The sequence below is a fragment of the Paraburkholderia lacunae genome, assembly GCF_003353175.1.
Classification (GTDB): Bacteria; Pseudomonadota; Gammaproteobacteria; order Burkholderiales; family Burkholderiaceae; genus Paraburkholderia; species Paraburkholderia lacunae.
The window spans coordinates 14,730-27,593 of sequence record NZ_QHKS01000035.1 but is presented as its reverse complement, the minus strand read 5'-3'; the positions used below and the strand labels follow the sequence as shown (position 1 = coordinate 27,593).

Below are 12,864 nucleotides of genomic sequence, written 5' to 3'. Positions count from 1 at the left end.
CCTAGCGCTCGCGTGCGTTGTGCGGCGCCGGCGGATTGATCGCGGTGACTCGCACGCCGAGCTTCTGCCCGACCGCGATCAGGGTGCCCGTGCCGATCAGCATGCCGTTCGCGACGAGATGGATGACGCTCTGGTTGATGCCCTGTTCCATTTCGATCACGGCGCCGGGCTGCAGCGCGCCGAGTTCCGCGAGCGGCATCGAGCGGGACGGCAACTCGAAGCCCAGGTCGATGGCGAGCGTATCGAGCTGGCGCGCGCCGGCTTGCTGCGGCGAGTCATCGGCCGCGCCGGCCGCCGATGTGGCCGATGTGGGCGACGTGGGCGAGTTGTCAGGCGATTGTGACTGTTCCAACGGCATCTCCTTGATTCGTTCGACGACGATTCGGTTGCCTGCCGGCCGCCCCTCGATTTCCCATCCGGGTGCACCGGGTACGCGCGCCGAGCAAAGCAGGTTCTGGCCTTTCGCGCGCCATCGCTCGATCGCGATGATGTCGCCGCGCACGACGTCCGAGAGTTCCGCCACCGTCAGTTCGGTGCGGCCGATTTCAAACGTGAGCGGCACCGGCAGCTGCGCGTAGGTTGTACTCGCGCCGGCAGCCGGCGCCGGTGCGCCGCCGAAAAACACGCCGAGCGCGTCCGGCGCGTCGAACGTGAGGGCGCCGTGACAGCGCCAGCCGTCCTGGGCGCGGCTCAACTCGAAGCAGAGCGCGGCCGGGTCCGTGCGCCAGCCGCGCGCGGCAAACGGTTCGGACGCCTGGCCGGCGGCTGCGGCGGGCGCATTAAAAGGCTGGCCGACGGGCGGTGGCAGTAGTTCGACGTGCTGCCGCGTGAGCGCCTGCAAGCCTGCGATCATGCCGGCGCACAGGTCCGCCAGCAGCGCGCAGCGCAGCACGGGGGGCACGGCTTCGTGCGCGGCGTCGCCAAGCCATGTGTGTTCCGCGAGCGTGTCGATCCAGAGCGTGCCGTGCGCGGGGCCGACCGCAAAACGATACGCGCGCGCATCGTCAGCGGGCGCGGCATGTGTGCGCCATGCGAGCTGATACGGCGTCGTGCCGATCGTCACCGCAAGCGGCGCTTGCGCGGTGTAGGCGCGCGTGAGCCCACGGGCCGCCGCAACGGTGAGGCGAGGCAGGAGCGGCGAAGCGTCGAGCGCGGAGGGTGTCGCGAGTCCGGCGGGCGGCATGAGCGCGTCGCGTCGCATCAGCGGACCCATTCAGGCGGGGTCGTCGGCTCAGCGGAAAGACCGCGCGCGCGCGGCAGGATCGAGTTGTTCATCGCGCAAGCCGGCGGAAGGAGAACGGATGGTCAGGAGCGGATCAGCAGGTTCGACAGTCGATTGTATTGACGGGGCATGGTGTCTGCGGTGCGGCAATTCGTAGTTTCGGGACGCTGTGGTGCGCGGGTTTGAGTTGTCTCTACGAAATGCCACGCGTTCGGCAGCGCGCCGATTGAAGGCGCGTCACGATTTTTCGCGGGCTGCGCGGCACTGGTTGATGAGTTCGGCCCCGGGGCCCATCAGATCCCGGAATAACGGCGGCACTCTGACGTTGTTTTGAGGAGGGCATGTTCCGAGGATGCAAGTCAATTCGCAGGATGTCGGACTCAGCGCAACCGCAAAGCGGTTTTGCATTTCCACAAGGCCGCAAGACTCAGTGCGCCGAGAAATGCCGGGTACAAGGCAGGTGAAAGCTTGTTGCCGGTGAGTTGAATTAGAGAATCGACTATCAACGGCGCGAACCCGCCGAAGACTGTCACACCAATGTTGTAACTGACTGCCATGCCGGTAGCGCGTGTTGCTTTCGGAAAGGCATCTGCCATCAACGCGGGCAGCGCGCCAAAATACACGGCTTTCAGCAGACCGATCCACGCCATCATTGCCATTAACGCGCCCAGGTTCGGATGACGGATCAATGCGTCGAACACCGGGTAGATCGACAACGTGAAGATCACGCCAGAGGCCGCCATCAAGCGAATTCGGCCCACCCGATCCGAGAGGAGGCCGACGAACGGCGGTACGAGCATCAGAATCGCACCCGTCAACACAGTCGCGGTGAATCCGAAGGTCGCCGGCATATGGAGTTGCTTGACCGCATAGGTCGGAATATAAAGAATCACGTAGCTCGTGCCAGTCGACACGGCCAACACGCCGATCGAGAGCAGCATGCGCAGCTTCTGTTGCGCTAGAACAGTTCTGACAGGCGTACGCGCGATAGGCGAATTGTCCGGGGTACGCTCTTCCTTCATCTGTTTGCGAAGGTACAGTCCGATTGGCCCGATCAGAATTCCAAAGAGAAACGGAACGCGCCAGCCCCATGATTCCATGGATGCCGTATCCAGGGTGCTGGTCAGCACCGCGCCGAACCCTGCGGCCAGCAGATAGCTGAGTCCCTGGCTCGCGAACTGGAAGCTCGCCATAAAGCCGCTTCTGTGCGGCGCCTGCTCAACCAGAAACGCGGTCGTACTTCCAAACTCGCCTCCCGCGGAAAAACCCTGCAGCAACCGGGCAACCAGCACGGCGATAGGTGCAACCACGCCGATCGATGCGTATCCCGGCATGACGGCGATCACGAGTGTGCCGACCATCATCATCATGATCGATACCAGCATCGACGCTTTCCGGCCGTGCCGGTCGGCGTAGGAGCCAAGTGCCAGAGCACCAATGGGTCGAACAAGATAGGAAATGCCGAAAGTGCCAAGCGTTACCAGCAGCGATAGCGCGGGACTGGATGCCGGAAAGAACGTCTTCGCAATTGTCGTTGCAAAGAATCCATAAATCAGGATATCAAACCATTCCAAAGCGTTTCCGATAGTCGCAGCGAATATGGTTAGATAGAACCTGGTCTTCGTCGGTTGAGAAAGAAGGCTGGTGCTCACGCTTGCGGGTGTATCCATGACATGCTCCATAAAGAGAAATCGATTTGCCCGTTCGACGGCGCAAGTTCAGACCAGTCCGTCAATCCTTTACTGTCATGGCCTCCGGGCAAGAATGTCGGCACCGTCCTCGCCGAGGTCCCAAAACAAGCCAGCCATAATTTGCAGAGCCTCACGGGCAATGCTGCCGAGCAGGTGTCCATTGGGGGCGTGCTGGCAGCAAGCGCCGTACGAATGGGGAATCCAGAGCGTCGGTAAGCCGAGGACATCGGCAAACGCGCTGTTGGGTATTGAGCCGCCGAGGTTAGGTAGCAGGTCCACCTTCTTGCCGGTCGTAGCTTGAATTGAATCGAGCGCCCAGTTGACCCACGGCCATGCAACTGCGCAGTGTCCAGTTGCAATCGCTGCGCGGCAGGTTCCTGTCAGGCGCGCTCGAAACATTCAGCACGATGCCCGTCGAGGAACTCGAGAACGCTTCGGGCGGAGCAGTCAGGGCTTGGCAGTGAACCTGCTGCCCATACACCCGATTCGGTCAATAACCGGTCGCCACGTTGCGCAGGACGACTGCGCGGAGAACAGCAAAGACTCGCTCGATTCCGAGCCGAACTGCCGACGCCTCGTCCGCATCGATTCGATAGCGCATGTGCAAGACGGGCTGCCCATGAACACCGCCGAACCAATCCAGCTCTTCCGGCACACTGGACCACAGCAACAGCTGTACGGCCCGGGATAACTGTCGCATCGATGTTGCGGCATCCCCCGTCGCCATAGTCCCGGAGAATGTCTCGCGTTCGCTGGATTCGATCCATTCTCGATGCAGAGATACCGGCTCCGGAATTCGCAGCATCGAGACTTGGGACACGGCGGCGAAACGCTGCGCCAGCGCGCGTGCAACCGAAGTCGGAATGCTCCAGTCGACGACGATGCACAGTTGCGTGAATTCCGATGCCCGCAGTATCCAGTCCCAATCCGCGCTCGACATATCGTGTGAATCCAGGCTACCCATTGCATCCTCCGGAAAGGTCAACGTCCCTTCAAAACACCTGACAAGCTAGAGGCGATCAACAATAGGCGGATCAGCAGACTCGCGTTCATCGCTTCGTGAAGCCGACCGAATGGATCAGCCGTTGCAGTTCTGATTCAAAGTGTAAAGAGTTTGATGCGAAATCAGATTGCGAAGAAAATATCCAATACTTACTTTACGAAATATCATCAAGACATTGATGTCTAAAAATTTTGTGTAGATGCCAATTTGCACAATAAAAGAACGCACGAATCAACTGGACCCACACCACTCACGCACCCTGACCAACCGTGTCGATCGCGCGATTCTCCGGCAGCTCCAGAAGGATGCGTCGATCTCCCTCAACCCAGCGACGTGGCAAGACGTGCGCTGCCGTCGAGCTTGAAGATCGAGACGACTTGTACCAGTTCGTGGGACTGGCTGCGCAGGCTGTTGGCCGCGGCGGTCATTTCTTCCACCAGAGCGGCGTTTTGCTGGGTGGCCTCGTCCATCTGGGTGACCGCCTCGCCGACCTGGGCCACGCCCAGGGATTGTTCGTTGCTGGCGGCACTGATCTCACCCATGGTGTCGGTGACGCGGTGGATGGACCGGACGACTTCGGTCATGGTGAGGCCGGCCTGCTCGACCTGGGCCGAACCCTGAGCTACGCGTTCCACGCTGGCGCTGATGAGCTTTTTGATTTCCTTGGCCGCGTCGGCGGAACGTGCGGCCAGACTGCGCACTTCGTTGGCCACTACCGCGAAGCCGCGGCCCTGTTCACCGGCACGGGCTGATTCCACCGCGGCGTTCAAGGCGAGGATGTTGGTCTGGAAGGCGATGCCGTCGATGACGCCAATGATGTCGGCGATTTTCCTGGAGCTGTCGTTGATACCTTTCATGGTTTCCACGACCTGATTGACGACTTCGCCACACTGGACGGCGACGTCAGATGTGTTCATGGCCAACTGGTTCGCCTGGCGGGCATTCTCGGCGTTCTGGCGCACGGTGGAGCTGAGCTCTTCCATGGAGGCGGCGGTTTCCTCCAGGGCGCTGGCCTGGCTTTCGGTACGGGAGCTGAGGTCGTCGTTGCCCTGGGCGATTTCGGCACTGGCGGTGGCCACGTTTTCCGAGCCGGAACGGACGTTGGAGACAACGCGCACGAGGCTGGTTTGCATGTCTCTCAGGCTGTTGAGCAACTGGCCGACTTCGTCGGTGCTGTGGTTATCGATACGGGCGGTCAAATCGCCCTCGGCGACCTGGCGGGCCACCCCGGTGGCTTTTACCAGCGGCCTGGTGATGCTGCCGGAGATCAGCCACGCAAACACCATGCTCAGCAACAGGCTGACCACTCCAAGAGCGATCATCAGCGTGCGGCTGAATTCGTAGTTGGCCTCGATCTGCGTGGCCACCCTGTCAATTTCTTCGCGCTGGTGCTTCACTAAAGCGTCAACTTTCGCCACAAAGAGCCTGGAAGCGGGTATGAACTGTTGCTCCAGCAACTGGTTCGCCTCCTCGGCTTTGCCCGACTTTTTCAGTGCATAGATCTGGTCGCGGGTAGAGATAAAAATTTTGCGCTGTTCACCAATTGCGGCAAACAAGGTTTTTTCCTCGTCGGTGGTCATCAAAGCTTCTATCGACTTTTGCAACGCTCCCGACACCTTGGACGAAGCTGTTGCTTCTTCCACAAAGTAACTGGCAAGGCCAGGGTCAGCGCTCTTGGCAATCGCGGTCGTGCGGGTGACTGCGGTATTGATATTGCGCGACCAGTCGTTGACAAGCCGCTCGGTCTGGATTGGATTGGCAACCAGATCGCGGGTTGCCTGCGCCACAGAGGACAGGCGCGCAAGCCCTATGACGATGCTGATCATCGACATGATCAACACCAGAACAAAGCCCGCCCCCAGTCGCTTGGCGATGGGCAGGTTGGAAATAAACGTCGGCATAGTCGCTTTCTTCAATAACTAAAGGGAAAAATACCCGCTGACAATACGGACTATCAGAGTTCGCTCACTACCTCACTACTGGTATACGGCTGCAAACGCCGACCGCTGAAGGCACTATTCGATGAGCCATCCCAGAAATGCAAGTAAGGATATCCGTATAAGGCAGTCACCTCGGGCGGAGCCCATCTTCGCAATGGATGCATCGACGGCCGTCTGAGAATCTCCGCGGTGAGTCTCGAGACCCCAACCCTATCAAGATGAAACGCAAGCATGCCAAACGACGTCGCGCCGACGTAATCAGTAGAGAACGTATCTCCAACCATCACAACGTCAGCAGAGGAGACACCTATCTCGGCGCAGATCCACGCGAATATACGCGGATCGTGCTTGAGGTATCCTGCAACCGTCGTCTTATGGCAGACCATCGCGAGGAAGGCATGACTGGCATTTCATGGAGCACTGGCGCGGAGAGGACAAATACAACGAAGCCGCAGTGAAAAAATATTTCGGCAAATATCTGAATTTGTAAGAGGGCGTCTGAAAAGCAAGTTGCATGGTTTGCAGGTCAAGATGCCAACGAACTCTAATGAAGCTGATTCAGCCAACCTTGATTACTGACATCGCACATCGAAGCAAACGCTTGGTTCGGTTGAATGGCCGCTTTCGGGAATTCTGTATATCTCTTGAGGGTCGACTTTCGCCGATCGCGCTGAGCACGAGCCTGTCCGCCCTTTCGGGGGCAACACCGCGGTGTTGCCCTGACGATTAGCCAACCCGGCACCAACGACCAGAGTCTGGGCAAACAATGGCCTGTTCGCCGTTGAGCCTGACTTGCTCTTCATTCAGCTGAAACGAGGTCGAAGGGGCGACGTCGAAGGCAACCTTAAGTGCATGTCCGACATGGGCATCTTCGATGGGAAGCTCCCAGGTCAGGAATATCTGGATGTAATCCTGGTCCGGCGCGAAGTCGGCCACATTAAAACCGCTGCTGCTGCGCTGAATTACGCCATGAGGCTGGCCCGTATCGAATATCACAGCCGTTCCCCAGGTCAGAGGAATGCGATGGCCCAAAGAGGGAAAATGCAAGTCCAGACCTCTGTCCTCGCTAAGGAAGAGATTGCAGAAGGCCGCACCACCATATTGCGCGCCGTCATGGTGGTACTTCGCGCCGCGGCAGGCCATGAGAGCGACGTCACTGGAGGCAAGCACCGCGTGCAGTCCAAGCGCGCAGGTCCAATCGGACATTGCCTGCACGCAGCGCGTGTAGTCCGGCCAGCGCGCCCGTGCTCGCGCCAAAGGCATTACCTCGACGTCCCCGGGCTCCAGGGCCAGGCGCGACGATGTCTCCCTTTCCCAATCTGCAAGCAGACGAGCAGGGGGCACAGGCACGTCGACCGTGCCTGATAGCACGATGTCGCTCACGCGTCGACTGCGGATGGCGTCGCCACTCCAGAAATAGGAGGTCAGCATGTCTCGCACTCGATGCAGTTGAGGGGGTGATTCATCTGGACCATTGTAACGATTCCAAGGGATCACTTCGGCGCAAATCGGGCCAGTTTGAGACGTTCGCCTGGACACGAACGCGGACGTTCGAACGTCCGCTCCGCCTGACAAAAAGTGCCTCTGCATGCCACGTCAGTCGAGTCAAGGCGGGACGAGCACGGGCGCGAAGTGCGCGCTATCACACACTCTCGAGCGCACCGTTACCGGTAATATCGCCACTGCACGGATTCGATCGCAGGAGGATCGACACCACAAGGGACTGCGCGAGGACGGTGACAACTTTGCGACTTCTGTGAATGCGGCGGCTGATGGCAAGCCCGTTCTCACCGCCGCCGCCCTCAGGTGGTCGGCCTAAAGTTTGAGCGACAAAAAGCCGTTATACCAGTTGGTGCCGGGTTGTCGACGTGATTAGCGAGGAGATCATCGGATGAAGAACCGTTTGTTGTCGTCGATGTTGATAACGACTGTGTGCCTGCCGGCCTTCGCGTCCACTTTAGCGCTCGCCCAGGGCGACGGACAATCTACATCGTACGTCGAAGGCACTCGTGTTCCGGAGGGCTTTGCGCGCCCGCCTTTTCACGTCGACAAGGCACATCATGCCTCCGCCACATCCGTTGTTGGACTGACGCCCACGTCGATACGGCACGCGTACGGCTTCGACACTATCGCGAACCAGGGCGACGGCATGGTGATCGCGATCGTCGACGCGTTCGATGACCCGAAGATCGAGTCGGATCTAGGTGTATTCAACTCGACCTTCTCGCTGCCCGCCTGTACCACCGCGAACGGCTGCTTCAAGAAGATCTACGCGAGCAGCGGCAGGCTTAAAACCGATTCGGGCTGGTCGCTTGAAATATCGCTCGATGTCGAATGGGCGCACGCGATCGCGCCGAACGCGAAGATCATCCTGGTCGAGGCCGCATCGAGCAGTTTCAGCGACTTGATGAAGGCCGTCGACGTTGCCGTCAACAATGGTGCGTCCGTTGTCTCGATGAGCTTCGGCGGCGTTGAGTTCAGTTCGGAAGGGAGCTTCGACGGCCATTTCAGCGCGAGATCAGGCGTTACCTTCGTCGCATCGTCGGGCGACAGCGGCAATGGTGCGGAATACCCGGCGGCGTCGCCGTACGTCGTGTCAGTTGGCGGCACAACACTATCCTCCGACGCGTCTGGTAACTACGTCAGTGAAACCGCCTGGAGTGGCAGTGGTGGCGGGGTGAGCGCCTACGAGCCGGAGCCGTCCGGGCAGGCAGCATGGCCCATTCCGTATGCGGGCCACCGTGGCATTCCCGATGTGAGCTACAACGGCAATCCGTATTCGGGATTCGCCGTTTACGACTCGGTCACCTATCAAGGTCAATCAGGCTGGTTCCAGGTCGGTGGCACCAGTGCCGGCGCACCGCAATGGGCAGCACTGTTCGCCATCGCGAATTCGATTCGTGCGGCGGCGGGCAAATCACACCTCGGCGGTACGTACAGCCGGCTCTATACGGCCGGACTATCGGAGTATGGCAGCGACTACCACGACGTGACGACTGGCAACAACGGCACCTGCGGTGCGATCTGCAACGCTAGTGGCGGATACGACTATGTGACGGGCCTCGGCTCTGCGCAAGCGCTGAATTTAGTTCAGGCACTCGTTAACCAACCGTGATCCTGTGCGCAGTGTCTATGAATCTGGTTCCCGTCACATTTGGTGGGAATCAGATTGGCCCTTGAGGCCGGCTCCGTGACCAGCCAACGACTTCCAGGCGCGATGCACCATTCGGGCGAGTTTCGCTGCCATCGCGCGAGAACGAGACGAAGCGTTATTCACGAATTCGCCTTGGTCCGACGCGTATCCCTCTCGGTCTCGTCCCCTGAAGTGAGGCATCGACTGGCGCGACCGTCGCGATGGTCGGCCACCTCGACGCCGCATGGCGTAAAGCCGCTGTTCTGATTCTACGTAGCGGCCGCTTTGCTTTTGATAGCTGCCATCTCCGGTGTGACGCGTCGACGGTCAGCTTCGGATCCAGCCTGTGTAAAAACGCCAACCGATGTGGCTCGATGACTTCGCACCGTCGATCACGGCCATTGGCGGCTGTTTTAGCCCGCTGTATGGTTGGAGGACCTTCAGGCCGGTCAGAATGCGAAGGTTCGTCGACGAGCCCAGAAGCTCTCCGGTTCGCCGTGGTGCAGCCGGTTTGATGTAAGGCCTCTCCTCAGGCCCTCATCTTTTGCATTAACTCCGCAGTGCCTAAGATCGCCATGACGCGCTTGAGGTTGTATGCGAGCACATGCAGACTCATCTCGGTGCTGACATGCTCGCGTGTCTTCATCAGGAAGTGCGTCGCGCCCATCCAGAACTTGAGCGTACCAAACGGATGCTCCACGGTCTGACGGCGTATGCGCATCATCTCTGGATGATGGTCGAGTCGCTGCTGCATTGCTTCGACTACGTCCTCATGCTCCCAGCGCTTTATCCGGCGGGCCTGCTTCCCGGATGTGCATTGCTTTCTGATTGCGCAGGTAGCACAAGCCGAACTCGAGTAGCAATGCAAGTTCATACCGTGCTCGATGTTTGTGAAACGCCAGGTGAGTCGCTGTTGCGCTGGGCAACGGTACTCATCATCTTCGGCAACGTAGACGAAACGGCCGGTCACGCGCGAATAGCGGCCAAAGAGATAAATAAACCGTAAGCCAGCATTGATCGACGCTCGCCAGCGCTGAGGCGTGGAGAGCGCTGCGGGTTGCCCGCCCTGAGCGCGGCATCGTCCGGCGACGTTCGTCGCCTGTCGAACTTCCTGGTCTAGGGATAAATGGTTTCGCCGCGATTCAGCATGCCGATGAACTCCTCAATCTTGCGCACCCGTGTTGCGGGCTTTTTGGCATTTTGTATCCGAAACAGGATGGCGTAGCGGTTTCGGCCGTTCAGCGTCGCAAAGAACGCGCGGGCCTTGGGATTGGCATCCAGTGCGGCCTGCAGGTCGTCCGGCACGACCGAGTTGCTGGCCGACGTATAGGCAGTCTCCCAGCGGCCATCCTCTTTGGCTTTCTCGATTTCTCGCATGCCCGGAGGAAGCATTCTGTGTGCGGCGATCAGCGCTTCGGCCCGGTCTTTGTTGAGCCTGGACCAGATACTTTTTGCGGAGCGTCGAGTGAAGCGTTGCAACCAGTATTCTTCACTTTCAGTCTGTTTGTGACCGTCGATCCAGCCATGACACAGGGCACTTTCCAGCGCCTGTTCGTAAGTCAAGGTTGGCTGCCCGGCGCCCTTTTTGGCAAGGCGCAGCCATATCCCGGTCGAGGTACCGCCGTTTTGCGTCAACCAGTTTTCCCATTCATTCTGGTCAAGGAATGTCAGACGAGGCTCAGTCATGGAGGATCCGAATGGTTGCATTCAGGCGGCGAGACTTTTCGTTCACTGAAACCTCGCAGATTACCGATTTGCGCGGATTTGGGAATACCCGATTTATCGACAATTCAGCGTGTATCCATCGGAGGGAAGATGGAGGTCTTTCCTGGCGGAGCATCCAGTTGACCGGTTTCCCGCCAACATCTGCCATTGCCATCGGTTCCGGCGACGACCGCTTGGGGTCGTCAAGCGCCTTCCTCGTCGCCCGACACCCATGCGTCGGCGCGAGCACCCGTTCTCGCTACAGGTGCCGCTTTGCCGCAACGCGTCGTGATACTGCGATGACACCGCACGACGGCGGGCGCGCGAGGGTTCGCCTGCCGAGCCGTTGCAGACATCGATGACCGGCACGCGTTGTCACGATGCTCCAGCCCCCTCATGGAGGGCGACGCCCCGCATCAAGCGCCGGGCGATGTCCGCCGTCTGCGGCGCCCCGCGTTCGGTCGGTGAATGGGCTGCGAGATAGCGGGCGACCGCAATGAGAACGTGCCGGCCCTCGCGAGTATTGCCCCACGCGGTAAACTGCCGGACCCCAGCCTCCAGCATCTGATAGGCATGGAAGCCTGCATCTTCGCGCAGCACCGCAAGGGCAAGCGTGGCGATCAGCGCTTGTGGCGAATGGCCGAGCGTGAGATGTCGCGCCACCAGCCTTGCCGCAAGATCGACCTGTCGCTGCTTGTCGAAGGCATCGAGCAAGGCGGTGCGGATTTTCTCCACATCGGCAGGGAGTTCGTCGGGCTGGTCGCTGTCCTCGCCTGGGATGCGGGCCGGGGGCACATTCAGATAGCGAGCGAGGTAGAGCGCCATGGCTCCGTGCATGATGGCGCGCACGGCTGTGACGTGACTGTCGATGTCGGCGGTCCCGATCCGCTTGAGCATCTGGTGGACCGCGTTAGCGTAGGTGAAGACGTGGTGCGCCGTCTCCCAGTCGGCGTGCTCGTTGGCATTGCCGAAGCGGGCCACCCGCAGCGCCGCTCCGTAAGCGAGGGATCGTCCCATGTCGGCAGGAGCGGCGCCTGCGCGGATCGCCGCCTTCAGCGCAGCAATGATCTTAGCTGGATCGTCTCCGAGCAACTCTTGGGTGAGCGCCGCGTGGTGCGACCATCCGTGCAAGGTGCGCGCGGCAGTGAACAGTTCCCGCAATTGGCTGGCCGATTCCTCACACAGCGCGACAAGATCAACGGGCTGGCGCCAGGCGGTCGATTCCTCCGCGCCACGGGCGGCCACCATCTGGCCGACGATAGTAGGCAGCAAAGCTGGCGCGTGCTCCCAACCGATCAGGTCGAGGCACTCGAAGGTCTTGTTGATGAAGTCGAGCGAATGACCGGTGTCGGCAAACGCTCTTTCGGTCCCGGCCGAAAGCAGGGCATCGGCGAGCACAGCTGGCGAGGCACCGGCCGCAATCGCCGTCAGCAGGGTGCGCTCAGCCGCCTCGCGATGGCGCACATCTGTCCAAAGGCGCAGCCAGCGCTTGAGTGCGGCCGGCTCCGGCCGGCTTCCAAGCGGCGTACGTTCTCGCCGCGGCGCCTCGCCGTCACAGTCCGCCGCCACGCGGCGCGCTCCGTGGAACAGGGCAAGATAGGCTTCGTCCTCTGACAGCATGGGGAAGAGATTAGCCAGTGCCGTCAGTATCGTGAGGCCGACGCCCCAGCCGTCGCGGTTGTGCGCCCCGAACAGCGCTACCTGCCGCACAATATCGGCCATCGGCAGGTCGGCCGCGAGTTGACCATGCACGGCCTTGGCGATGACGAGATCGAGGTCGTGTGCGAGGCCGTCCGCAAGCCGCTGACGCCAGTGCGCCGCGGGATCGGGATGACCGAACGTGGTCGTTACCCAGACATCGCCATTGCGTACCTCGACCGCGCAGCTCGGTATATCGTCCGCCCACAGGTCGAAGGTGCAGCCGCTTTCGAGGTCGAAGCGGGCGTGGTGCCAATGACAGGTCAAGATGCCGTCCTCGACGCTGCCGCGCTCGAGCGGGAAGCCCATGTGCGGGCAACGATTGTCGAGGGCGAAGACGCGCCCGCGGTCGTAGATGACGAGGATCGGACGATGGCGACCTTCCACAACCAGCCGCCCCTTCGCCTTCAACTCTTCAAGGCTTCCCACGAGCACGAATTCCTTGTTCGGTGCATCCATGCGTATACCTCCTA

General features: G+C 60.4%; 9 protein-coding genes and 2 pseudogenes. 1 reads left to right on the top strand and 10 read right to left on the bottom strand.

Annotation, left to right across the window (positions count from 1 at the left end):
• Window position 1: 1 nt before the first annotated feature.
• The 7 genes and pseudogenes from sctQ to DLM46_RS33630 form a co-directional block, all read right to left on the bottom strand.
• Window positions 2–1,213, bottom strand: a complete 1,212-nt coding sequence (gene sctQ / locus DLM46_RS33660) for a type III secretion system cytoplasmic ring protein SctQ (protein WP_115108252.1) — start codon at window positions 1,211–1,213, stop codon at window positions 2–4.
• 389 nt (window positions 1,214–1,602) lie between these two features.
• Complete coding sequence (locus tag DLM46_RS33655; protein WP_115108250.1) at window positions 1,603–2,892, bottom strand: MFS transporter; 1,290 nt, start codon at window positions 2,890–2,892, stop codon at window positions 1,603–1,605.
• 75 nt (window positions 2,893–2,967) lie between these two features.
• Window positions 2,968–3,243, bottom strand: a pseudogene (locus DLM46_RS40690) (M20 peptidase family dipeptidase); the annotation flags it as partial.
• Window positions 3,244–3,403: 160 nt separating this feature from the next.
• Window positions 3,404–3,877: a hypothetical protein gene (locus DLM46_RS33645; RefSeq protein ID WP_133300423.1), complete on the bottom strand. Its 474-nt coding sequence runs from the start codon at window positions 3,875–3,877 to the stop codon at window positions 3,404–3,406.
• A 359-nt stretch (window positions 3,878–4,236) separates the two neighbouring features.
• The gene (locus DLM46_RS33640) at window positions 4,237–5,817 is read right to left on the bottom strand and encodes a methyl-accepting chemotaxis protein (RefSeq protein ID WP_115108245.1); all 1,581 of its coding nucleotides are present in this window, start codon (window positions 5,815–5,817) and stop codon (window positions 4,237–4,239) included.
• 53 nt (window positions 5,818–5,870) lie between these two features.
• A complete protein-coding gene (locus tag DLM46_RS33635) occupies window positions 5,871–6,242 on the bottom strand; it encodes an HAD family hydrolase (protein ID WP_115108244.1) in 372 nt (123 codons plus the stop codon).
• Window positions 6,243–6,582: 340 nt separating this feature from the next.
• Complete coding sequence (locus DLM46_RS33630; protein ID WP_115108243.1) at window positions 6,583–7,287, bottom strand: hypothetical protein; 705 nt, start codon at window positions 7,285–7,287, stop codon at window positions 6,583–6,585.
• Window positions 7,288–7,747: 460 nt separating this feature from the next.
• Between DLM46_RS33630 and DLM46_RS33625 the strand changes: the two genes are divergently transcribed.
• On the top strand, window positions 7,748–8,971 hold the full coding sequence (locus DLM46_RS33625; protein WP_115108242.1) for a S53 family peptidase: 1,224 nt from the start codon (window positions 7,748–7,750) through the stop codon (window positions 8,969–8,971).
• A gap of 547 nt (window positions 8,972–9,518) precedes the next feature.
• On the opposite strand, the pseudogene DLM46_RS33620 reads toward DLM46_RS33625, so the two are convergent.
• From DLM46_RS33620 to DLM46_RS33610, 3 genes and pseudogenes are all read right to left on the bottom strand, one after another.
• Window positions 9,519–9,947, bottom strand: a pseudogene (locus DLM46_RS33620) (transposase); the annotation flags it as partial.
• A 158-nt stretch (window positions 9,948–10,105) separates the two neighbouring features.
• Window positions 10,106–10,675, bottom strand: coding sequence for a YdeI/OmpD-associated family protein (locus DLM46_RS33615; RefSeq protein ID WP_115108241.1), 570 nt, complete (start codon window positions 10,673–10,675; stop codon window positions 10,106–10,108).
• Between the two features lie 393 nt (window positions 10,676–11,068).
• Window positions 11,069–12,850, bottom strand: a complete 1,782-nt coding sequence (locus DLM46_RS33610) for a Rieske (2Fe-2S) protein (RefSeq protein WP_208866386.1) — start codon at window positions 12,848–12,850, stop codon at window positions 11,069–11,071.
• Between the last annotated feature and the right edge of the window lie 14 nt (window positions 12,851–12,864).